21 protein-coding genes and 1 riboswitch are annotated in these 24,777 nt (G+C 35.3%); of the genes, 18 read left to right on the top strand and 3 right to left on the bottom strand.

All coding sequences use genetic code 11. The features are described 5' to 3' along the window. Positions 1–40 precede the first annotated feature (40 nt). Both BCR23_RS01675 and BCR23_RS01670 read right to left on the bottom strand, forming a co-directional pair. On the bottom strand, positions 41–2,533 hold the full coding sequence (locus BCR23_RS01675; protein ID WP_069633763.1) for a transglycosylase domain-containing protein: 2,493 nt from the start codon (positions 2,531–2,533) through the stop codon (positions 41–43). Between the two features lie 242 nt (positions 2,534–2,775). Next, the gene (locus BCR23_RS01670; RefSeq protein WP_069633762.1) at positions 2,776–3,117 is read right to left on the bottom strand and encodes an iron chaperone; all 342 of its coding nucleotides are present in this window, start codon (positions 3,115–3,117) and stop codon (positions 2,776–2,778) included. A gap of 159 nt (positions 3,118–3,276) precedes the next feature. Between BCR23_RS01670 and BCR23_RS01665 the strand changes: the two genes are divergently transcribed. From BCR23_RS01665 to BCR23_RS01610, 12 genes are all read left to right on the top strand, one after another. Next, entirely contained in the window at positions 3,277–3,948 is a 672-nt protein-coding gene (locus tag BCR23_RS01665) for a YdeI/OmpD-associated family protein (RefSeq protein WP_069633761.1), read from the top strand. Positions 3,949–3,960: 12 nt separating this feature from the next. After that, the gene (locus BCR23_RS01660) at positions 3,961–4,410 is read left to right on the top strand and encodes a DUF1801 domain-containing protein (RefSeq protein WP_069633760.1); all 450 of its coding nucleotides are present in this window, start codon (positions 3,961–3,963) and stop codon (positions 4,408–4,410) included. Positions 4,411–4,595: 185 nt separating this feature from the next. Further along, on the top strand, positions 4,596–5,489 hold the full coding sequence (locus BCR23_RS01655) for a deoxyribonuclease IV (RefSeq protein WP_069633759.1): 894 nt from the start codon (positions 4,596–4,598) through the stop codon (positions 5,487–5,489). Between the two features lie 241 nt (positions 5,490–5,730). Then, positions 5,731–5,952, top strand: a complete 222-nt coding sequence (locus BCR23_RS01650; RefSeq protein ID WP_069633758.1) for a YneF family protein — start codon at positions 5,731–5,733, stop codon at positions 5,950–5,952. 163 nt (positions 5,953–6,115) lie between these two features. Next, positions 6,116–7,867 (top strand): ABC transporter ATP-binding protein, encoded by a 1,752-nt coding sequence (locus tag BCR23_RS01645; protein WP_069633757.1) that lies wholly within the window; start codon positions 6,116–6,118, stop codon positions 7,865–7,867. After that, on the top strand, positions 7,867–9,651 hold the full coding sequence (locus BCR23_RS01640; RefSeq protein ID WP_069633756.1) for an ABC transporter ATP-binding protein: 1,785 nt from the start codon (positions 7,867–7,869) through the stop codon (positions 9,649–9,651). Before BCR23_RS01645 ends, BCR23_RS01640 begins: the two co-directional genes overlap by 1 nt. A 249-nt stretch (positions 9,652–9,900) precedes the next feature. Continuing rightward, positions 9,901–11,520, top strand: coding sequence for a fibronectin type III domain-containing protein (locus tag BCR23_RS01635; RefSeq protein WP_069633755.1), 1,620 nt, complete (start codon positions 9,901–9,903; stop codon positions 11,518–11,520). A gap of 161 nt (positions 11,521–11,681) precedes the next feature. Next, entirely contained in the window at positions 11,682–13,289 is a 1,608-nt protein-coding gene (locus tag BCR23_RS01630) for a fibronectin type III domain-containing protein (protein ID WP_069633754.1), read from the top strand. A 52-nt stretch (positions 13,290–13,341) separates the two neighbouring features. After that, on the top strand, positions 13,342–14,961 hold the full coding sequence (locus tag BCR23_RS01625) for a fibronectin type III domain-containing protein (protein WP_069633753.1): 1,620 nt from the start codon (positions 13,342–13,344) through the stop codon (positions 14,959–14,961). Between the two features lie 185 nt (positions 14,962–15,146). Beyond that, positions 15,147–15,875, top strand: coding sequence for a trypsin-like serine peptidase (locus tag BCR23_RS01620; RefSeq protein ID WP_069633752.1), 729 nt, complete (start codon positions 15,147–15,149; stop codon positions 15,873–15,875). Between the two features lie 353 nt (positions 15,876–16,228). Next, on the top strand, positions 16,229–17,152 hold the full coding sequence (trxB, locus tag BCR23_RS01615) for a thioredoxin-disulfide reductase (protein WP_069633751.1): 924 nt from the start codon (positions 16,229–16,231) through the stop codon (positions 17,150–17,152). 109 nt (positions 17,153–17,261) lie between these two features. Further along, a complete protein-coding gene (locus tag BCR23_RS01610; protein ID WP_240482520.1) occupies positions 17,262–17,657 on the top strand; it encodes a DUF1398 domain-containing protein in 396 nt (131 codons plus the stop codon). A gap of 103 nt (positions 17,658–17,760) precedes the next feature. On the opposite strand, the gene BCR23_RS01605 is transcribed toward BCR23_RS01610, so the two are convergent. Beyond that, positions 17,761–18,054: a hypothetical protein gene (locus tag BCR23_RS01605; protein ID WP_069633750.1), complete on the bottom strand. Its 294-nt coding sequence runs from the start codon at positions 18,052–18,054 to the stop codon at positions 17,761–17,763. A gap of 184 nt (positions 18,055–18,238) precedes the next feature. Here BCR23_RS01605 and BCR23_RS01600 point away from each other — a divergent pair, with 184 nt between their 5' ends. From BCR23_RS01600 to mgtA, 6 genes are all read left to right on the top strand, one after another. Further along, on the top strand, positions 18,239–18,478 hold the full coding sequence (locus BCR23_RS01600) for a hypothetical protein (protein ID WP_069633749.1): 240 nt from the start codon (positions 18,239–18,241) through the stop codon (positions 18,476–18,478). A gap of 645 nt (positions 18,479–19,123) precedes the next feature. Then, on the top strand, positions 19,124–19,609 hold the full coding sequence (locus BCR23_RS01595; protein WP_069633748.1) for a hypothetical protein: 486 nt from the start codon (positions 19,124–19,126) through the stop codon (positions 19,607–19,609). Then, complete coding sequence (locus BCR23_RS01590) at positions 19,599–19,919, top strand: hypothetical protein (protein WP_069633747.1); 321 nt, start codon at positions 19,599–19,601, stop codon at positions 19,917–19,919. Before BCR23_RS01595 ends, BCR23_RS01590 begins: the two co-directional genes overlap by 11 nt. Positions 19,920–20,362: 443 nt before the next feature. Next, positions 20,363–20,527: a hypothetical protein gene (locus tag BCR23_RS14675; protein ID WP_167352141.1), complete on the top strand. Its 165-nt coding sequence runs from the start codon at positions 20,363–20,365 to the stop codon at positions 20,525–20,527. 192 nt (positions 20,528–20,719) lie between these two features. Next, positions 20,720–21,097 carry a DUF6483 family protein gene (locus BCR23_RS01585; RefSeq protein WP_069633746.1) on the top strand — a complete coding sequence of 126 codons (378 nt, stop codon included), beginning with the start codon at positions 20,720–20,722 and terminating at the stop codon, positions 21,095–21,097. Between the two features lie 65 nt (positions 21,098–21,162). Continuing rightward, positions 21,163–21,330: riboswitch (M-box (ykoK) riboswitch) on the top strand. Positions 21,331–21,899: 569 nt separating this feature from the next. Then, positions 21,900–24,512: a magnesium-translocating P-type ATPase gene (mgtA, locus tag BCR23_RS01580; RefSeq protein WP_069633745.1), complete on the top strand. Its 2,613-nt coding sequence runs from the start codon at positions 21,900–21,902 to the stop codon at positions 24,510–24,512. The last annotated feature ends 265 nt before the right edge of the window (positions 24,513–24,777 follow it).

Below are 24,777 nucleotides of genomic sequence, written 5' to 3'. Positions count from 1 at the left end.
TAAAAAAGCAGACAGCTGAACGTTCAGTTGTCTGCTTTTTTTAGTTATTGTTGTTTCGACTTGATGAAGGTGTAACATTTTCTTTTTTGTCTTCATCCTTTTTAGTATCTTCTTTTTTCTCAGAAGAAGAAGGCGTTGTTGATTGGCCTGAATTTGAAGAAGAAGGTGTTGTACCAGAGTTACTTGGAGCAGCATAGCGACTCCAATAAGCACTATAATTTGCATCTGATCCGCCATAACCAAACTTATATTGCCCTTTAGGCGCACCATCTTTTGCATAGAAGGAAACGACATTTGGTCCAGGAGCTGTATAAGTACCGCCATTATAAGTGAATGTTCCAGGTTTTTCGCCTGTAAAACTTGATACATTCGATTTAATTACATCATTTGAAAGTGTGAATTTCTCACCGTTGCCGAATAAGTCAGGTCTGACTGAATAGATCGCGTTAGCTAGATTAGCAAGGTATACACTATTTTGATCTCCGCTATTTGGGCTCATAGCAGTTGGAATGTCATAACCAGTCCAAGATCCTAAAGTAATTGTTGGTGTAGAAACAACTAACCAAGCATCTACGTATGAGTCTGTTGTTCCTGTTTTTCCAATCCAATCAATATTTCCTAATGCAGGATTTAATCCTGAAACCATATTTTTGAATGGAGTAGTTATTTTTGAATCCAACACAGATCGCATCATGTCATTCATGATAGAAGCCGTGGCTTGGGAATATACTTGAACAGGAGTTTCTTTATGTTCATAAATGACTTTTCCGCTATTGTCTGTGATCTTATCAATCATGTAACCTTTTTGATATTGTCCTTTATTTGCAAGTGTTTGGAAACCATTTGTTTGAGTAAGAACTGTTGCTTCGACTGTTCCTAAAGGAGCAGATTCATAAGCCCAGTCATTTTTAGGTGGATAATTCATTTTACTTAAATAGTTGTTATAGGAAAAGTTATCATCACCCATTTGCTTTTTCATAGCTTCATTTAGATGGTAAACGGGAATGTTATAAGACCATTCTAATGAGTGACGAACTGTATCAAATGTATTCGTACCGGAATTTGTTGCGTTTGTTAATTCGTCTCCGCCACTATAAGAAGTGGGGTAATTTGCCAATCGGCTTTCTGAGCCGATCATCCCTTGATCTATAGCAGGCCCATAAACAGAAATAGGTTTGATGGTAGATCCGACTTGACGAGTTGTATTCAAAGCATGATTACTTTGACTAACATTATAATCACGGCCAGCAACAAAACCAATAATTTTCCCTGTTTTGTTATCCATTAAGACATTCCCTGTTTCAACAAGGCCAGCACCGTAACCATCATCTAGCATATAACCGAAGTTTGCTACAGCATTTTGCATGGTATCGTAGACGGTTTGATCAATTGTTGAATGAATTGTATATCCACGATTTTGAATTTCTCTTCGTGCTTGATCTTCATACTGAGAAAGACCTAGATCATCCAGTGTTTCTTTTTTCACACCGGCTTTTTCTATGTTGACATCCATAATTACTTTGGCTGCTTGATCCATTACAGCATAATATAAATAGCCTTCAGTATTTTGATTTGATTCTTGTTGCGGTTGAAAATCTTGTTTTAGATCATAATTTTTAGCAGTTTCATATTCCTCTTTAGTAATTGCTTTTTCACGATACATACTGAACAAAACAAAGTCTTTTCGCTTCATTCCATATGAAAGGTTCTCATCGCTTTTTAGCGCACCTGTATTGCTATAGGGCGTATAGATGATTGGACTTTGAGGAAGTCCAGCAATAAAGGCAGCTTGAGGAAGTGTTAAATCATTAGCACTTTTTCCGAAAAGACCCTTAGCGGCTTCTTCAACACCTGCAACATTTTCTCCTTTATTATTACGACCAAAAGGAGAAACATTTAAATAAGTAGTGACGATTTCGTCTTTTGAAAAATATTTCTCAATACGATAAGCCAGCAATATTTCAGTAGCTTTTCGTTTGAATGTTGTTTCATCTGTTAATATCTGTTGTTTGACAAGCTGTTGTGTTAGTGTTGATCCACCAGATGATCCACCCAAACCTGTCGCGTCAGAAACAAGGGCACGAATAACAGCTTTTGGAACAACACCTTTGTGTTCTTCAAAGTATTCGTCCTCAGTAGAAATAATTGCTTTTTTTAATAATGGAGAGATATGTTCTCCGTCAACTCTTGTTCTGACAAGGTCAGATTTGATCATGGCAATATTAGTACCGTCAGCATAAGTCATCTTAGAAACCTCAGTGATATCACTGATTTCTGTCTGAAGTTCTTCTTTTGTCGGGGGCTTAGTATCTTCCACTAAGAAAGCAAAATAGCCCATACCTATACCAAGTCCTAGTGAACCGCCTAACAGAATCATAACCACTGCAAAGACAAATAATGATTGCAGTACACGAATCACTACATTTATGATCAAAAAAATTTTTTTCTTTTCCGGTACTTTATGAGAATATTGTTCCGTTTTATGGGAATTATTCCGATTGTCCAAAAGCTTCACCTCAATATAATGATACATTCCGTGATATTATAGCAAAAAAAATCAATAATGAACAGTTGTTCAGATATTTCATAGCTGATTTGTCGAAAAAACTTAATATGTATAGGCTGAAATTTTTTATTTGTTATAGAGAAGGAGAAGTATTGAAGTAGTGGAGGATAGTGTAGTGTGGTGGTTCATGAAGTAGTAAAAAAGTCTTTTTTGTTTGTAGTACTGAGTCTGAAATGCGGGCGAACTTGAAAAGTCCGCCCCTATTGTTATCATTTATTAGTGTTCTCTTTAAGTCTAAACAATACAATTTTTTCGATCAAATCTATTGGTAACGTATCATCGGTTGGAAATTGAATAGCTCCCTTACTTGTTTTGTAACCAGTCAGTTCAGTTTTAAAGGCTTCAATAGCAGATGGAGAAGGATAAAAGCCGATATGATTTTTCTGGTTTGCAAAGTGAACCAAATTACCATTTAAATAGAAGGTTGGCATCCCATAAGACATTTTTTCCGATGCTTGAGGAACCAGTTGTTTGATGGTTAAATAGAGTTTCTGTAATTGTTCTTGACGATCTTCAGGAGCGTTCAAAATATATTCTTCAATAATAGTCATGTCATCTACCTACTTTCTTATTGATTTATGCCTCTAGTATACCATGATAAATAGTTAGGTATATTTCATCATGATTTGAAAAAATTAGAAAGTAAAATAAATAATCGTTCTGTGGTAAACTATAAGTGAGTCCGATAACAGAGTGGAAGGCTGAATAGAATGGAAAAATCGATTGTTGAAAAATTGAAGCTAGAGAACTATCCAAGTAAAGCGATTGTCAATCGACCTAATGAACATTATTTATCTGAACTGAAAGATGCACATGAACAATTTCCGGTTGAGCCAGTAGATTTATTATTTGTTTTTGTAACAACAATGACAGAGTTTAAAGCTGTTGTAACAGAGGTTGTTGAAAAGCAGTTGCTTAATAAAAATGGTGTGCTTTTTGTTGCATACCCTAAGAAAGGCAATAAGGTTTATCCGACATTTGTTCACAGAGATGAAATTTTTCCAACCCTTGAAGTAAATGAGAGAGATGGGTATATAGCCAATAGTTCATTTAAATTCAATCGAATGGTACGTTTGGACGAGACATTTACAGTAACAGGGGTAAAAAATGTTATAGAGAAGTCGAAAACCAAATCATTAAGCAGTGCTCGCGTGGATGACTATGTTCAATTTATACCAGAAATAGAAATTTTTATTGAAAATTATAAAGAAGCGAGAGCGTTATTTGATAAACTAACCCCGGGCTATAAAAAGGATTGGGCACGGTATATCTATAGCGCTAAACAGGTAGCTACACAAGAAAAAAGGAAAAGTGAAATGATTGATATTTTGGAAAAAGGATTCAAATCAAAAGAATTATATCGTCAGTTTTTGGCAAAGTAAAGGAGAGCTGTCATGGATGGAGTAACGGATTATATAGAAAATATTGATGAAAAATGGCAAGAATCTTATCAGCGATTAGCTGAAGTCATGGCCGAAAATATCCCAGAAGGGTTTATTTTACGCTTGCAATATGGTATGCCGACATATGTGGTACCTCTAAGCGTTTTTCCAGATGGATATCTAGATAGAAAAGATGAACCACTACCCTTTATTAGTTTAGCTGCTCAGAAGAACCATTTGTCGTTGTATCACATGGGAATTATGGGAAATAAAAAATTACTAGCATGGTTTCAAGAAGAATATCAAAAGGTAGTTCCCACGAAGTTAAACATGGGGAAAAGCTGTATTCGGTTTAGTAATCCGAAAAATATCCCTTATGAGTTGATTGGGGAATTGGTTAGTAAAATTTCAATGGAAGAATGGATTGATAGTTATATGCGTTTTGCAAAGAAAGATAAGTAGTGAAATTTAGTATCTTAGAATAGGCAAAAAGATTGTCTTTTCTATTCCTTTCACGTACTCTTTTAAGGGAAGCAAAATTGTAGAAAATGTAAGCTTGTATAGTTTTATAATTGTTATGCTTTACGGGTTAGTTTTCTGTCAGAACTGAAACGAGCCTGTTCGGCTTTTAAATTAGGAGGATCATTATGTTATTAGGTTCACATGTTAGTATGAGTGGTAAAAAAATGCTACTAGGTTCAGCAGAAGAGGCGGCAAGTTACAACGCGACGACGTTTATGATATATACTGGCGCACCACAAAATACACGCCGCAAGCCAATTGAAGAAATGAATATTGAAGTTGGTCAAAAATTTATGGACGAGCATGAGTTGAGCAATATTGTTGTTCATGCACCGTACATTATTAATTTAGGGAATACAATCAAATTAGAGAATTTTGGTTTTGCTACGTCATTTTTACGTCAAGAAATTGAACGTGCTCATGCTTTAGGTGCAAAACAAATCACTCTTCATCCAGGAGCCCATGTCGGAGCTGGCGTGGATGCCGGTTTAAAACAAATCATCAAAGGTCTTGATGAAGTTCTATGGAAGGAACAAGTACCTCAAATTGCTTTAGAAACAATGGCAGGTAAGGGAACGGAGTTAGGCCGTACGTTTGAAGAATTAGCAACGATTATTGAAGGTGTTAAACTGAATGAGAAATTATCTGTAACGATGGATACATGTCACATCAATGATGCTGGTTACAATGTTAAAGATGACTTTGATGGTGTTCTAGAAGAATTTGATAAAATTATTGGGTTGGATCGTTTAAAAGTTGTCCATGTTAATGATTCTAAAAATCCAATGGGCTCTCATAAAGACCGTCACGCGAATATTGGTTTTGGTACGATTGGTTTTGATGCGTTGAATAAAGTTGTTCACCATGAAAAATTAAAAGATTTACCTAAAATTTTGGAAACGCCATATGTTGGTGCAGATAAAAAAACAAGTAAAGCACCTTATGGCTATGAAATTGCTATGTTGAAGTCGCAAAAATTTGATCCAGATTTGTTAGAAAAAATCGAAAAAGGTTTATAAGACAAGAGAAAACCAAAAGGAAATGAGCTTTTGTAAAATTCTTGTGAGGAATCTGACAAAAGAGCTTTTCTTTTCGGCTTCTTTCTAGTAAAATGATTTCTTGAGAGCAATTTATAAAAAATTGGGACAAATTCCCAACTAAATTTAAAAATAGTAAGTTTGACAGGAATATTGACTGCATGAATCACGTTAATAGCAGAAGTTCTTGTTTGGCTTTTCTAGGTGGAAAGGAGAGATTTATATGTCAACAGGTTTAGTAGTGTTAATCGCGATTATCGCTTTATTAGTAGGTGCAGCAGGTGGATTTTTCCTTGCGCGCAAATATATGCAAGACTATTTCAAAAAGAATCCTCCCGTTAATGAGGATATGTTACGAATGATGATGATGTCTATGGGACAAAAACCTTCTGAGAAGAAGATTCGTCAAATGATGCAGCAAATGAAGAACCAAGGGGATAAATAAGGTTTTTTAGGAGCTATTCATAATTCAAAAACACAAGCGGGCTGATTTTTGGTCCGTTTTTTTGTGCTTATTTTTAATTGATGAAAGGAGTTGTATTAAGATGCAAAAACAACAAATGAATGGTGTGAGCGAAGAGTAGGTAGAGTAGAAAAGGAGAATGTACATGTCTATATTTAAAAAATTAGGTTGGTTTTTCAAACAGGAGAAAAAAAGTTATATTATTGGGGTATTATCATTGATTATGGTTGCATTGGTTCAACTAGTTCCACCTAAAGTCATTGGTATCGTTGTGGATAAGATTGCTGCAAAAGATTTGACGATTCGACCTATTTTATTTTGGGTTGGTATTTTGTTGGCAGCAGCGTTAGCGCAGTATATTTTTCGCTATATTTGGCGCACTCATATTTGGGGAAGTGCAGCTAGACTTGAAAAAGATTTAAGGCGGCAATTATTTCATCACTTTACAAAAATGGATAATGTGTTTTATCAAAAGTATCGAACTGGTGATTTGATGGCTCATGCAACGAATGATTTGAATGCAATCCAAAATGTTGCTGGAGCAGGGATTCTGACCTTTGCAGACTCAATGATAACAGGCGGTGCAACAATTGTAGCAATGATTTTATTTGTTGATTGGAGATTAACATTGATTGCGTTGATTCCGTTGCCGTTATTGGCTGTGACTTCCAGAGTATTGGGATCAAAGTTACATGATGCTTTTCGAGATTCACAAGCAGCCTTTTCAACAATTAATGACAAGACCCAAGAAAGTATTACTGGGATGAAAGTAATTAAAACCTTTGGACAGGAAAAAGAAGATATTCAAGATTTTACTGAGAAAATCGATGATGCTATCGTCAAAAATAAACGAGTAAACTTTTTAGACGCTTTGTTTGATCCGTTTATTACGTTGATTATTGGAATTTCTTATGTACTGACGATTATTATTGGCGGACGTTTTATTATGGAAGGTACGATTACAATTGGCCAGTTGATTTCATTCATAAGTTATATCGGAATGCTCGTTTGGCCGATGTTTGCGATTGGTCGCCTGTTTAATGTATTAGAGCGGGGAAATGCCAGTTATGATCGTGTGAATGAGTTATTACATGAAAAAACGCATATCATTGAGAAAAAGGATGGAATCCAAACACCAGCTAAAGGTCGGTTATCGATGGAAATTGCTAAATTTGTTTATCCAAAAGATGAACAGGCAACATTGGAACAAATTAAATTTACGATTGGTGAGGGAGACACTCTAGGGATTGTTGGAAAAACGGGTGCTGGAAAGACAACCTTATTAAAATTATTAATGCGGGAATATGATCATTATGAAGGTCGGATTACTTTTGGAGAACATGATATTAAAGAGTATACATTGAATGCTTTGATGAATTCATTGGGATATGTTCCTCAAGACCATTTTCTATTTTCAATGACGATTCGTGATAACATTCGATTTGCCAATCCTGATTTTACGGAGGAAGAAGTTGAAAAGGCAGCTGAAATGGCCTTTATCAACAATGAAATCAAGGATTTTCCTAAAGGGTATGATACATTAGTTGGCGAACGTGGTGTTTCATTATCTGGTGGTCAAAAACAACGAATTTCAATTGCTAGGGCATTGATTGTAAATCCTGAGTTATTGATTTTAGATGATGCTTTATCTGCTGTTGATGCTAAAACGGAGGAAGCGATTCTTTCAAACTTAAAAGAAGCTAGAAAAGAAAAAACAACGATTATTGCAGCACATCGATTAAGTAGTGTGATGCATGCCAAAGAAATCATTGTTTTAGAAGAAGGTAAAATTGTGGAGCGTGGTACCCATCAAGAGTTGTTAAATCTAGCTGGATGGTACAAACGGATGTGGGATAAACAACAGTTGGAAGCGAAGATCGAAGGGAGTGAAGTATAATGGAAGAAAAATACGAATCCGAATGGACAAAATCCGTTCCTTTAAAAGAACAAGTTTCGATTGTTAAACGATTGCTTAAATTTGCTCGGCCGTTTCGTCGTACTTTTTTGTCAGCAATTTTGTTTGCTTTGATTCTTTCTATTATTAACATTTTTTTACCAAGAATCATTCAAACATTTATGGATGATTATTTAACCCCAAAAACAGCTACGAATCAAGTGATTTTATTTTTTGCTGGATTGTACCTGTTTGGTGTGATTATTAAAAGTATTATTTGGTTTTTCCAATGGTTTTTATATTCAACGGCTTCACTAAAAACCTATCAGTATATTCGCGTGAAGTTATTTGAAAAATTGCAAACACTTGGAATGCGTTATTTTGATCAAACCCCAGCAGGTTCAATTGTTTCTCGCGTAACGAATGATACAGAAACTTTATTTGAGTTTTGGTATGTATTTTTGATGGTTCTAACGGGAATTTTTGCAGTAACATCTTCTTTTATTGCAATGTTTCAGATCAATGGTAGGATCGCTTTGTATAATTTGATTTTCTTACCTATTTTACTAGTGGTAATCTGGTACTATCAAAAATTCAGTTCAAGAATTTATAGAAGTATGCGAGAAAAATTGAGTCAGTTGAATACAAAATTAAATGAATATATCTCAGGTATGCAAATTATACAGCAATTTCGACAAGAAAAACGTTTAGAAAAAGAATTTGAAGAAACCAATAATGATTATTTACGTACACGTTTTTCGATGATTAGAACAAATTCCTTGCTTTTGGGCCCAATCATTAACTTCCTTTATACGTTAGCGATTGCATTAACATTGACTTTGTTTGGCTATGACGCACTGAACTCTCCTGTGGAAGTCGGTTTGATTTATGCTTTTGTGACGTATGTTCAAGCATTTTTTAATCCGATGACTCAAATGATGGATTTTTTAAGTGTTTTTACAGATGGAATGGTAGCAGGTAGTCGGATTTTGAAAATTTTTGATAATGACGAGTTGACGCCTCAGCAAAATATTGGAGCTGATGGCGAAATCTTACGTGGAAAAATCGAGTTTCGGCATGTTAGTTTTTCTTATGATGGTACGAATAAAGTGTTGAAGAATATCAGTTTTGTTGCGAACCCTGGCGATACTGTTGCATTAATTGGACATACAGGAAGCGGGAAAAGTTCAATTATAAATGTCTTGATGCGCTTTTATGAATTTTATGAAGGGGAGATATTGATTGATGACCGTGATATTCGGGATTATCCATTAGCTGAATTAAGGAAAAAGTTAGGCTTAGTTTTACAAGATGCTTTTATGTTTTATGGCGATATTGCAGGGAATATTCGCATGTTAAACACAGAGATCACTGATGAACAAATTAAGAAAGCAGCAGAATTTGTTCAAGCAGATAAATTTATAGAAACACTTCCTAACAAGTATCATGCTAAAGTTATTGAACGTGGTGCCAGTTATTCAAGTGGACAAAGACAACTAATCTCTTTTGCCAGAACAATGGTGACTGATCCAAAAATTCTTATATTAGATGAAGCAACGGCGAGCATAGATACAGAGACTGAAGGATTGATACAAGAAGGATTGGCGAATATGCGTCAAGGGAGAACGACCATTGCTATTGCTCATCGTTTGTCTACAATTAGAGATGCTAACCTGATTTTAGTATTGGACAAAGGAACGATTGTAGAACGAGGCAATCATGGCGAATTATTAGCGAAAAATGGTTTATATTCGGATATGTATAAGCTACAAAATAGTGAAGGCTAAGAAAAAAACAACGAAAAAATTTTTTTCGTTGTTTTTTTTGTACATATAAACAGTGTATTTTAATGAAAATTCTATGATTTTATAGGTTTAAAATTAAATGTAGATTAAACGGAAATTTGTTTTTTTGGAATTTATTTTATTTTTATATTCATTTTTTTCTTTTTTAAAGATTTTTTTGAACGTTATAAAAGGAATGTTTCACCTAAAATAAGAGTCCAGAAGGAAAATAATGTTAGGGGGGATTTTAAAATGAAAGTTAGGGTACTTACCACCTTGCTATTATGTGGAACTATTTTATCAACAACAACATTTGCATCCAATAGTTATGCAGAAGAGAAAAAATCGGAAAGCAGAGCTGTTATAGGAACAGATGAGCGGGTGAAAGTTCCAGATACAACGAAGGCTCCATATTCTAGTAGTGCTTATCTTTCTATGTATACAACATCTGGTACAGGTACAGTTATTGGAAAAAACAAAGTATTAACTGCAGGACATGTTGTTGAGGGAATAAAAACAAATTGGCAGATGAGTCAAGCTAGAGTTGTTCCGGCTAAAGATGGAAATTATTCACCTTTCGGTTCTTTTCAAGTGGAATCTATAGATATTCACAAGGGATGGTCAGTAAATAATAATCGTGATAATGATATTGCTGTGGTTACATTAAAACCTAATAAAAATGGGCAGAATATAGGAGATGTTGTTCCAGTAATTCCAGTCAAAAATGTCCCTCATATTCCCTTAGGAACAAAAGGGAATATGCCAGGTTATGGTGGAGATAAGTTTGGGGAAATGTGGGAAGGACGAGGTTCCATTATTGAACAAAGTGCATTACGTGTTTATTACAATATAGATACAATAGGAGGAAACTCTGGTGGACCTGTTTATAACAATCTAAATGAATTGATAGCAGTTCATACAAGTTGGTATGGAACGAATAGTCATCCAACAAAAAATGGAGGGTCAAAAATTACTGGTACAAACTATGAATTTATTGCCAAACATTTAGATCAAAAAGAAACAGATACTCAAGCACCAAGCCAAGTAACAGGGGTAAAGGCAACGAATGTAACCAAAAATTCTACTCAATTATCGTGGAATCCATCCACAGATAACGTAGGTGTGGAGAAATATGAAGTCTACCGTAATGGCGCAAGAATTGGTGAAAGTAAAACGACAAATTATGCAGTAAATGGCTTAACAGCAGACACATCCTACATATTCACCGTTGTAGCAGTGGATAAAGCAGGGAATCGTTCCCAAGTGTCATCAGGTGTGTCAATTCATACAGAAAAAGAGCCAGTTATCCAAGCACCAAGTCAAGTGACAGGATTAAAAGCAACAAATGTAACCAAAAATTCTGCTCAACTATCGTGGAATCCATCAACAGCGAATGTGGGTGTTGATAGATACGAAATCTATCGTAATGGTACAAGAGTTGGTGAAAGTAAAATAACAAACTACGCAGTAAGTGGACTTTCAGCAGATACATCCTACACATTTGCAATTGTCGCAGTAGATAAAGCAGCGAACCGTTCTCAAATGTCTGCAGGCTTAGCAGTTCGTACAGAAAGAGAAGCAGATAAACCAGTAGAAGGTCAAACGACATGGGTTCAATCTAAAGTCTACGTAGGTGGAGATAAAGTATTCTACAAAGGAATTGAATACAAAGCCAAGTGGTGGACCCAAGGAAACACGCCTGGAACGAATGATGTGTGGGAAAAATTAAGCACAGGAATTATTGAAGAATGGAACTCAAACCTCGCATATACAGGTAAAAGCGTAGTGACATACAAAGGCATACAATACCAGGCTAAATGGTGGACCCGTGGTGAAGAACCAGGGAAGTCTCCTGTTTGGGAAAAGAAATAAATTATAGATCGTTCTTTTATATTGTAAAAGTAATGTTAAGTAGGAAGTGTTATTCTCTTGACCTATAAAAAATTTTACATGGATAAAATTATCATTGGAACAACGCTATTTGAGCATTACTGAAATAATCATTTAAAAATAGATAAGAGTAGGAGTAAGTCATGAAAATTAAAACAATTACAGCGTTATTGATGTGTGGTGTCGTTCTATCCACGACTTCATTTACAACGGTATCATTCGGTGAAACAAATACACCGACCTCTAGAAAGATCATCGGATCAGATGATAGAGTGAGAATTACAGATACAACAAAGGCACCTTATTCTAGTGTTGTTTACATTAGTGCAAATGGAGTCAGAGGAACTGGCGTTGTTGTTGGCAAGGATAAAGTGATTACAGCGGCACATGTCGTAAATCGATTAAACAGTTCAGGATCAATTAATAAAGGTTATGTTATTCCAGGGAGAAATCAGCATTACAATCCTTTTGGTCAATTTGGTATTAAATCTATTGATATTCATAAAAATTATTCATCAAATGTAAATAAACATGACCATGATATTGCAGTTATTACGTTAACAAAAAATGGTTTTGGTCAGGAAATTGGAGAAGCCGTACCCAAAGTACCTGTAAAAAACACTCCTACAATTCCCTTAGGATCAAGTGCTCGTGTACCAGGATATGGGGCAGATAGAGGATATGAAATGTGGGAGGGGACTGGAAGTGTTACATCTCAAGGAGCCTATCGTGTCTACTACAATGCAGATACAATAGGAGGAAATTCAGGTGGTCCAGTATTTGATGCAGATAACCGTCTAATCGGTATCCATACCTCAGCATACACTTCAGAAAATGGTGCAGTAAAATTAACTGGAATTAACTTGGACTTTGTGCAAGATCATTTAGATCAAAAAGAAACAGATATCCAAGCGCCAAGCCAAGTAACAGGTTTAAAGGCAACGAATGTAACCAAAAATTCTGCGCAATTATCGTGGAATCCATCAACAGATAATGTAGGCGTAGACAAATATGAAATCTACCGTAATGGCACAAGAATTGGTGAAAGTAAAACGACAAATTATGCAGTAAGTGGCTTAACAGCAGATACATCATACACATTCGCAGTTGTCGCAGTAGATAAAGCAGGTAACCGTTCGCAAGTCTCCTCAAGCGTGTCGGTTCGTACAGAAAAAGAGCCAGCTATTCAAGCGCCAAGCCAAGTAACAGGGCTAAAAGCAACAAATGTAACCAAAACTTCTGCTGAATTATCATGGAATCCATCAACAGCGAATGTGGGTGTTGATAGATACGAGGTTTACCGAAATGGTACAAGAATTGGTGAAAGTAAAACAACAAACTACGCAGTAAGTGGACTTTCAGCAGATACATCCTACACATTTGCAATTGTCGCAGTCGACAAAGCAGCGAACCGTTCTCAAATATCTGCAGGATTAGCAGTTCGTACAGAAAAAGAAGCAGATAAACCAGTAGAAGGTCAAACGACATGGGTTCAATCTAAAGTCTACGTAGGTGGAGATAAAGTATTCTACAAGGGAATTGAATACAAAGCCAAGTGGTGGACCCAAGGAAATACGCCGGGAACAAATGATGTATGGGAAAAATTAAGCACAGGAATTATTGAAGAATGGAACTCAAACCTAGCTTACAACGGTGGAAGTAAAGTTACTTATAAAGGAACAAACTATCAAGCTAAATGGTGGACCCGTGGTGAAGAACCAGGGAAGTCTCCTGTTTGGGAAAAGAACTAAAGTGGCAAATACTAAGAGTATAATTGAAGTTTTTTAGGAGGAAAATAGGAGTATGAAAATCAAAAAAATTGCGACATTATTATTATGTGGGGTAGTTTTATCAACAACAATAATGACAACAACGAGCTATGCAGAGGAAAGAAAGCCAGAAAGCAGAGCTGTTATAGGAACAGATGAACGAGTGAGAATTATGGACACGACAAAGGCTCCGTATTCCAGTGTTGCCTACCTTTCAACGAATCAGGGGTTTGGCTCAAGTACGGTTATCGGGAAAAATAAAATACTAACTGCAGGACATGTTGTCGAAAATATAAAAACAAGTGTAGATATTAGTCAAGCAAAAGTTTATCCAGCTAGAAACGGAAATATGATGCCGTACGGTAGTTTTGATATTGAATCAGTAGATATACACAAATATTGGAGTATAGGAAAGAATCGTGATTTTGATATTGCGGTTGTCACAGTGAAACCCAATAGTAGAGGTCAAAATATTGGTGATGTCGTGCCAATAATTCCAGTTAGAGAGTTTCCTACTATTTCACCAGGGACAAAAGGGTCTATACCAGGCTACAGTCAAGATAAACATGGGGAGTTATGGGAAGGAAAAGGTTCAGTACTTTCACAAACAGTGCATCGTCTTTTCTATGATATCGATGCAATCAATGGAACTTCTGGATCGCCAGTTTTTAATGAGCAGAATCAATTAATTGCTGTTCATACAAGTGAGATTTGGATCGGTGGAGTTCCAGTTAAAAATTCGGGATCAAAAATCACTAGATCAAATTATGAATTTATCGCCGAACATTTGGATCAAAAAGAAACAGATACCCAAGCGCCAAGCCAAGTAACAGGTTTAAAGGCAACGAATGTAACCAAAAATTCTGCGCAATTATCATGGAATCCATCAACAGATAATGTAGGCGTAGACAAATATGAAGTCTACCGTAATGGCACAAGAATTGGTGAAAGTAAAACGACAAATTATGCAGTAAATGGCTTGACAGCAGATACATCCTACACATTCACCGTTGTAGCAGTGGATAAAGCAGGTAACCGTTCGCAAATGTCATCAGGTGTAACAATCCGCACAGAGAAAGAGTCAGTTACCCAAGCTCCTAGTCAAGTGACAGGATTAAAAGCAACGAATGTAACCAAAAATTCTGCCCAACTATCATGGAATCCATCGACAGCGAATGTAGGCATTGATAGATACGAAGTTTACCGAAACGGCGTAAGAATTGGCGAAAGCAAAACGACAAACTATGCAGTAAATGGGTTAACAGCGGATACGTCATATACATTCACAATTGTAGCAGTAGACAAAGCAGCGAACCGTTCTCAAATGTCTGCAGGATTAGCAGTTCGTACAGAAAAAGAAGTAGATAAGCCAGTAGAAGGTCAAACGACATGGGTTCAATCTAAAGTCTACGTAGGTGGAGATAAAGTATTCTACAAGGGAATTGAATACAAAGCCAAGTGGTGGACCCAAGGAAATACGCCGGGAACAAATGATGTATGGGAAAAATTAAACACGGAAATTATCGAAGAATGGAACTCAAACCTCGCATATACAGGTAAAAGCGTAGTAACATACAAAGGCATACAATACCAGGCTAAATGGTGGACACGTGGTGAAGAACCAGGGAAGTCTCCTGTTTGGGAAAAAATTTAATTAGCATAAAAGAGTTAAATGAAGGAAAAAGAGATTTAGATTTACAAAACAAGTATTGAATTCAAAGCATAGCCGAAAAATAGTTGTTGAATACCATGTAATGCGGTGGACTCAAGTAGCATAAAACGAATGACCAAAATAATTTTTGGTATACAAAAATATTGTAAAAATGAAGGATGGTAAAAATGAAAATTCAAAACATAGTAACAGTATTACTTTGCAGTGCAGTATTATCTACTGCAGCAGTTGCCGCAACACCACAAGTAGAAGCTGCTCATCCAGTAAGAGAAAAATTAACTGAGAACAAAACAAAAGTCAATGATACAGCCAAAGGACGTTACCAAAGTGTAGCATTTATTGATGCTAATGGCGTAACAGGTACTGGAACAGTCATTGGTAAGAATAAAGTTTTAACTTCTTACAACGTTGTTGAAGGTTTAAAGAACAGTGGAAATCTTGAAAAATCATTTGTTACACCAGGAAAAAATGGAGAGAGTACTCCTTTCGGTTCATTCCAAGTTGAATCAGTGGATTTTGAAGAGTCTTGGAGAAATTTAGCGATTTTGACAGTAAAAACAAATGAAAATGGACAAAATATTGGTGAGGTAGTTTCAATTGTTCCTGTTACCCAAAATCCTGCTATTTTAGTTTGTAACACAGTAACTATGCCTGGATACGATGCTGACAAGAAAGGTGAAATGTGGGAAAGCCAAGCAACAATTAGTTATAATATTGCTTCTAATTTTTGGTTTAACCAAGCTAGCAAAGATGGGAACTACGGCGCACCAATTTTCGATCAAAGAGGTAAGTTGCTAGGGGTTCGTACATTTGATAAATACTCAAAAGGTGTTCAAACAAGTGCAGCAAAATTAACAGAACGCAATTATGATTTCATTTCAAAAAATTTGAAATAAGAACTATAAAAACAATTATGCAGTAACTTGCTTTAATTAGAATAGTTAAAAGCAAGTTCGGGGAAGTAAAACGTTTCAACACAAGTGCATCATCATCAGAAAAGTAAATTAAAACTTGAGTCTACCGCTTTGCATGGTATTCAGCGCTTTTATGAGTCAAATGGGTTATGTCTATTATTTAACAAAATGAAATTCAATAGAAAAAGTAGTAACTTAAAAAGGTTACTGCTTTTTTATTTTGAATCATTAGAAAAATCAATTCTTGAAGAGTAAATTTGGGCAGAAATATAGACAATCCTTCTTTTAAGTTGTAAAGTAAATGTACTTGAAAAATTCGGAGGGTGAAAAGAGATATGTATGATGTAATTGTAATTGGTGCAGGACCTGCTGGTATGACCGCAGCGTTATATGCGTCACGTTCTAATCTTTCAGTATTGATGATCGAACGCGGTGCTCCTGGCGGTCAAATGAATAATACTGCTGAAGTAGAAAACTATCCAGGTTTTGATTCGATCATGGGACCTGAATTGGCTTATAAAATGTATGAAAATGTTGAAAAATTCGGTACCGAAAATGCATATGGCATTGTGATGGATATTAAAGATCAAGGTGCATATAAAGAAGTTATTTGTGATGACAAAACCTATCAAGCCAAAACAGTAATCATTGCTACAGGTTGTGAGCATCGCAAACTAGGTGTTAAAGGAGAAGAAGAATTCGCTGGTCGCGGTGTTTCTTATTGTGCAGTTTGTGATGGCGCCTTTTTCCGCAATAAACGACTATTAGTTATCGGTGGCGGCGATTCAGCTGTTGAAGAAGCAATTTACCTAACGCAGTTTGCATCAGAAGTTGTGATTGTACATCGCCGTGATGAGTTACGTGCCCAAAAAATCATCCAAGATCGTGCCTTTGCTAATGAAAAAATCTCTTTTGAATGGAATACTGTGTTAGAAGAAATCGTTGGCGATGATATGATGGTTAAAGGTGGACAATTACGTAATGTGTTGACGGACGAAGTGAAAGAAATCGAGACTGACGGCGTGTTTATCTACGTTGGACTTGATCCTTTGACTGAACCATTTAAAAAAGCTGGTTTAACAAATGCAGAAGGCTGGATCGAAACAGATCAAGATATGAAAACAAGTATGCCAGGTGTTTTTGCCATTGGTGATGTTCGTGAAAAAACATTACGTCAAATCACAACAGCTGTTGGTGAAGGTGGAATTGCTGGACAACAAGTGTATAAATATATTGAAGATATGACAGAAGTTGAATAATCAACCATTTTGTTGAAGTATCATCATAATGTTGACTGACCAAGATCTAGGTCAAAGCTTGATAAGTTTTGGCTTAGATCTATTTTTATACAATTTAATAGGAGTGAATGTGTTGAGTCTTAATTTAAAAGCAATCGAAAAAATCGTCAATAATGAAAAAAATGCAGGTGGATTTTCCCAGTTAATCCGCGATTTTAAAAAAATAGGTGTTGAAAAATATGATTATTTGGTAGAAGTGGGTGTGTATCGCTACTATGATGAGGCGTCATACATTGAAATTCAACTGAATGGTAAACCTAAAAATGTTTCTGTGACAGAGTCTTCTGCAGAAATAAAAAAAGCAGTTTTAAAAGCACAAGCGGGTGACATTACTTTTGAAGAATTCACGGAGCTTGCTGGAGCTGCAGGGGTAGGCTATTGGCGGACAGATTTATTGGCTATGCAAGTGGATTATTTTGGTCAAAGTGGGGAAATTTTGTTAAGTGAACCAATTCCAGAAGTTTAAACAGTAACTTTCGGATTAGGAAAGCAATTATGTTAATAGTGATGAGAAATGAACTCACAATTTCTCATCACTATTTTTATACTAACAGAGTAACTGGTGCTGATTAGACTTTAATAAAATGAGATATTACTTTTCTTTCACGATCTAATTTTTCGATTTTGACTTGTTTATCTTCTATCAACCGGAGAAATTCTGTAAAAAAAGCGTGGAACAAATGACCGCATGCGTAGTATTCTTTGATTACTTTTTTCTTGTTGATCGGACCTGTTCGGAATTGGAAGAAATGATCTAATACAGCGAGTGGTTCTTGCCAAGATTCTAGACGATCCAATAAATCTTGTAAATCGGTGATATCTTGATAGGGGATTGCTTTTAGATTATGTAGCTCTTTTTTCATAATGGTTCTCTCCTTTTTTTGAAGCGCTGAATTTCGTGCTTCAGCGCTTCCGAATGTACAAATTGACTTAGGCAACTTTTTTGAACTAGCGTTAGAAATGACTTGTATATGATTAGTGTAAGTCTGGTAGAATTTCCATCGCCTTCTTTTTGAGGTAAAGCAAAAAACGCTACTGGAGTGATCAGTGATAAAAAGTCAATTTTTCGATAACTTCCCAAAAATGTCTCAATACGAAAAGGGCATTGATTCCTATTTTAGTTCAGTTGCTCAAAACTCAACGACTTTTTATCATCCTAAAACTACCAATACCGCCATCAATTATCTAGAAAAAGTATACAGACTTTATAAAGTACATGATTTTAACAAAAAATTTCCAGACGGACTAGAAAAATCTAGTAAAATTGGGTACAATAAAGAATGCTAGGACTTTGTGCTAGCAATTGGCAACTTGTATAGATAGTTTGCTCTGTCTATGCAAGGCTTCATCAGTTGGTTGTCGCCAAGTGATGAAGTGCCTTTTTTATTTTGTCTTACTTTGAACAATCCTCCTTTCCTTAAATTTGTAGAATAGAAAAAAACGATATTAGGCAACTTCCCAATATCGTTCACAATAGTCACTAAAATCATCTACTACTTTTTCAAAGTAACCTAAAGAAACTAGTAAGAAACCTATAGAAAAATAGGTACACTTTAGGTACAAGAAAAGAAGCTAGTATATGTTGCTAGCACTATTGGCAACTTGTTTGGGCAGTTTGCTCTGTCTTTACAAGGCTTCAAATATTTGGTTGTCGCCAGATTTTGAAGTGCCAATTTATTTTTATATTCAAATTTGAACAGTCATTCTATTCTACCTTCTAAGTATATACGAAATGAATGCGAACACGCAACCTAATTTTCCTTGTAAACCTCATTAAATAACACGAGAAATCACTCCCTTATATATAAGGAAAAATAACAGAAAAAAATTTCAAAACATATTATCTTGTAGATGTTTTGAAATTTATTTACATATAGATAGAAATAAGTTATAATCAATAAGTTGTGATTAGTATACAAAAGGAGAAGTTAAATGAATACAGAAAATAATGATTTAAACAATCAAAGAATTGAAACGAGCCAAATCTTAATTGAAAAGAACTCAATTCAATTTAATCGAACGACATTGCAAATCAGCAGTATTGCACAAATATCTCTTCATACGCCACCAAGCAAAAGTATGACTAAACCAATTATTGCTTTTATCATATTCCTATTTCTTATAAAAAACCTTACGATTATTAGTATTTTAGGACTAGTAGTTTCAGGGGCAATTATCTACCAAATAAAGAAAGCGAATGATAGCAGAGGGGAAGACATGTACATCCATTTGAATTCTGGTAACAGATATATCATTGCTTGTGCAGAGCCACAATTTGCTAACTATATAAGAGAAGTTATTGAGTATTGTATCAACAATACTAATGGTGAACGGATAGTCATTAATATGGATCAGTGTGATATCTCGAATAGTCCAATTATGTTTGGCAATAATAATGGAGTAGAATATGGAAATTAAAAATAATCATTTTAATAACTCCCCATTTATATTTGGTAACGATAATAAAGTTAACTATTCATCAGATGATGTTCAAATCGACTGGGATAAGTTTTACAAAGAAATAAAAGCAACGCTGACTAAGTTACCCCAAGATAGTCAAGAATTTCAAGCCTGTACAGAATTATTAGTGGAGACATCCACAAAAAATCAGGACAGAGTAACAAATCTGTTGAAAAAATATTTGCCAGAATTTACATCGGATGTGTTTAGTAATTTTGCAAGTACCTTTCTTTCTGATTTAGTTTGGAAAATTTTAGGCAATCGATAGACGTAACATTAGATGGCTATAAAAATTTGTACTCTTCTTGCATATGAAGGGCAACGGTGAGACAAGCTTAAAAGCTGTCTTAGCCGTTTTTATTTTGAATAAAATGATGCAAATGAGAATTTTAAAAATATGCATAATTAATATAATGAATAATATGTATCGAGTATTGATAAAACTGTTATTTGCTTGTATTCTTTATTAAGACATACTTGATATTAGGGATGAAAAAATATAAATAGATATGAAAAAATGATTGATATTAATGCTGGAGAAATTCAAAATCAGGAAACCAAGATTGGTCAAGCCAATGATAAATTAACGATTTTCTAAACCGTGAACTTTTCTTTTGGGACAACGGTGCCAGAAAATAGTTCAGCAAACAGTACTTTTGAAAAAGACGAATAAAAAATGAAGAGAAATAAGATGAAAACGCCGAAATAGCGATGTTATTAGAGCGGGAAATGGAAGCTTGCGGACAATTATATGCAAGTGAACGTCACCATAATGAACGAGTGATTGCTTATTTTTATCCAAAAGAAGAAGGCACTTTTTTTGAAGAAATCATTGAAGATGCCGAATCGAAGAACGTCGATTTTTTGAGGAAATGACTGACGCACAAAAAGACAACTAGAAGAGCAGTCCGAAACCTTACATGAAGCAGAATTACAAGCGTTCAGAATTCACAAGTATTACCCTAGCAATTCCTACTTATAATGGTAAAATCAAATAGAAGATAAGAAAATGATGAGTAAAAATCTGCTTAGTATTTTAATTACTATTATAAAAGGAGTGAAATAACAATGATGCAAAATGAAAAAGATTGGTTTATGAGACAAATTAAAGCAGCCGTCTTCAATCCGTTCAAAAAAACAAAAGAAGTTCAAATTATGCCCATGGTTCATGTAACAGATGAAGTAACTGGAGAAAAATATTCAATTCCGATTCAAAATCATCTGTTAGACCTTATTTTGAAATTCAAAATTAATGAAGCTGAAAATACATTGTTTTCTGAATCCGAAAACATGGCAAATGAACAATTTTATGAACTAGGAAAGTGGTTCTATGAAATACTTGAAAACTTATCAGATAAGGAATTAGAAGCAGCAAATTTTTCAAGAGCTGAGATTATTCAAGGAAAAGCTGACTTAGCTAAACACAACAAAACAAATCAAACTTAAGAACAAAATTTTTTATTTTTTTGACAATCGTTAAAATATGGACTATTATGGTTGAGGATAAAGAACTGAATAATTGTTAGGTGAGGCTCCTATTTGGACATATGCTGCTGCCGCGAAAGAATCGAGAGACTCTTAGTTGGTTGAACAGGAATGATCGTGAAGGTCATTCATAACGTAGCTGATAAGAAATTATCTACGCCCTATAGTGCTAAAGCTCAACGATAGAGATAATTTTATTTAAGTTGCTATTTTACGCACACTCTATTGTTGAGTGTGCGTTTTGTTTTGCTGTGAATCACAGCGACTGGCTTTGCCAGAGCTGATGATGAACAGTACTTGGCGACCAAAGGGAGCGAAGTTCCGCAAAAAAAAACAAACAGCTAAAAGGAAAAGATAAGTCGGATAGCAAAAGCTTTAAGAATTGAAGGAATATGACTGGCTTTGCCAGAGCTGATGATGAACAGTACTTGGCGACCAAAGGGAGCGAAGTTCCGCAAAAAAAAACAAACAGCTAAAAGGAAAAGATAAGTCGGATAGCAAAAGCTTTAAGAATTGAAGTAATACGACTGGCTTTGCCAGAGCTGATGATGAACAGTACTTGGCGACCAAAGGGAGCGAAGTAACCTTCTAACAATTACAAAGATCCATCGTTTTAAAATAAAAAAAGAGAGGAAGAGTCACATGGAAGACCCCAGTCATTCGAGAAAATTAAATGTAGCCTTCATCTTGGAAACGATGGAATCGAAATGATTTTTCCTTTTCTAGACAAGATGAATTGAGCTAGAACATGGAGGAAAAGAAAATGATGAACAAAAAAGCAATAGAAATGAAAAAAATAACTAAAGACCAAGAGTTAAGAAAACTGGCAATGCTGTCTGAACGAGAATTAATGATGGAACTACGTACGTCAGGAAAAGGACTATCTGAAGAAGATGCAAAACATCGTTTAGAAGAATATGGAACAAATGAAGTATCGGCTCAAAAGCCAACTCCTGCAATTATTATGTTTTTAGAAGCGTTTAAAGACCCTTTTGTTTACGTGCTAGCATTATTGATGATTGTATCTGCCGCTACACAAGATTTCGAAGCAGCAATTGTAATGGGCTTGATGATTTTAGCAAGCGTAGTTATTTCCTTTATTCAAGAATATCGCTCGCAAAAAGCAAGTTTGAATTTAAAAGAGTTAATTGAAAATACAGCAGCTGTGACTCGTGAAGGCGTTACGAAAGAAATTCCAATGGACGAAGTTGTGCCAGGAGATATCGTAACGTTGGCAACGGGCGACATGATTCCAGCAGATGCAGTTTTATTTTGGACAAAAGATTTGTTTATCAACCAATCTTCTTTAACTGGAGAATCCATGCCAGTTGAAAAATTTGTAGAGGCTGGAGTAGATAAGGAGCAAGATAGTATTTCTGCTCTTGATATGCAAGATTTAGTTTTTATGGGAACTGATGTCTTGAGTGGACAAGGAAAAGCAATTATTTTGAAAACAGGACAAAATACCTTTTTTGGAGATATTGCTAAAAACGCAACTAAACAAAGAGGAAAAACATCATTCGATATTGGTTTGACTAAAGTCAGTAAATTCTTGTTGCGAATGGTTATGGTTTTATTCCCGATTGTATTTTTAATCAATGGTATCACCAAAGGAGATTGGGGTTCCGCATTTTTCTTTGCAATTGCTGTAGCTGTGGGATTGACACCTGAAATGTTGCCAATGATTGTTACAAGTAACTTAGCGAAAGGTGCATTGAGTTTATCCAAACATAAAGTAATCGTTAAAGAACTGCCTTCCATTCAAAATTTAGGTAGTATGGATGTGCTTTGTACAGATAAGACAGGAACAATTACGGAAGATCGAGTGGTTCTTGTACAGCATCTGGACCCAATGGGAAATGTGAATGATAATGTGTTAGAAATGGCCTACTTAAACTCACATTATCAAACAGGTTGGAAAAACTTAATGGATGTAGCAGTCATAAATTTTCATGAAGAAAACACAACAAAAAGCCCATTTAAATCAGTCACAAAATTAGATGAAATCCCATTTGATTTTTCTCGGCGTCGCTTAACGGTTGTTGTGAATGCTGATGGCCATCAGTTAATGATTACTAAAGGTGCAGTTGAAGAAATGGAAGCTGTATGTACACATGCTGAGATTGATGGCAAGTTAGTTTCTTTAACGCCAGAATTACGGAAGAAAATGCGTGAAGTCAATATCCATATGAATGAACAGGGGATGCGGGCGATAGCTGTAGCGGTCAAAAAAGATGTCCATAGTGAAGCTGTTTATTCAGTAGAAGATGAAAAAAATATGGTGCTAATCGGTTTCATGGGTTTCTTAGATCCAGCCAAAACATCTGCTATTACAGCAATCAAATCTTTACATGAACATGGAGTAAACGTAAAGGTTTTGACTGGAGATAATGATATTGTAGCAAAAAAAGTTTGTGCAGATGTTGGCATCGAAGTATCACATGTGGTTTTAGGATCAGAAATCGATACGATGTCCGATGAACAAATGAAAGAAGAAGTAGAGAAAACGAACTTATTTGCTAAATTAAATCCGATGCAAAAATCTCGAATCATCGAAACTTTGCAAAGTAATGGACATACTGTTGGTTTTATGGGGGACGGTATCAACGATGCACCTGCATTACGAAAAGCTGACGTTGGAATCTCAGTAGATACAGCGGCAGATATTACTAAAGATGCTAGCTCAATTATTCTTTTGGAGAAAAGCTTAAACGTTTTAGAAAACGGCGTACTTGAAGGTCGTAAAGTTTTCAGTAATATGATGAAATATATCAAGATTACGATTAGTTCAAACTTTGGGAATGTTTTTTCAATTCTAGTGGCTAGTGCATTCTTACCATTTTTGCCGATGCTGTCTATTCAATTGTTGATTCAAAACTTGATTTATGATGTCGCTCAGTTAACTATCCCATGGGACAATGTTGATGAAGAAGAATTAGCAAAACCTGTTCGTTGGGAAACAAATGGCTTAATGAAATTTACGCTGTGTATTGGTCCAGTAAGTAGCATTTTTGATATTATGACATATCTGGTTATGTGGTTTGTTTTCAGTGCCAATTCAGTTGCAACACAACATTTATTCCAAACAGGTTGGTTTGTAGTTGGTTTAGTTAGTCAAACCTTAGTTGTTCATATGGTACGTACAAGGAAGCTTCCATTTATCCAAAGTATTGCTTCACCAGCTGTGATCCTATCTAGTATGGGTGCAATTGGGTTAGGATTATTGATTGTCTTGACACCGATTCGGGAGGTTTTTGACTTTGTGAAACTTCCGGCTAATTATTGGGCGTGGTTTATTTTGATCATTGTACTATATTTGATTACGGTAGAAGTTGCTAAACGACTATATATTCGTAATACAAAAGAGTGGATTTAAGTCATAAAATTCTTGAATCTACTTTTGTAGATAATTCATTTATTGAAATGAGTGTTTTGAATCGTTTTTTTAGAATAAATTTTTTGGGAACAAATGACGAAAATTTTATTTGTGATCGATAGTGTTATTCGTAATGAGTAGAAAAAATGTATAATAAAACTATTAATATTCGTTTTTTAGAGAACAAAGACAAAATATGCAGTATTTTGTCTTTGTTCCTTTTTGTCTAACTCAAAAAAGTCTGTTCATTTTTTAGCAAATAATT

Origin of the sequence: Enterococcus quebecensis, assembly GCF_001730365.1 — a bacterium.
GTDB lineage: Bacteria > Bacillota > Bacilli > Lactobacillales > Enterococcaceae > Enterococcus_L > Enterococcus_L quebecensis.
Note: the sequence above shows the minus strand (reverse complement) of the source record. Positions and strands in the feature narration are given on the sequence as shown.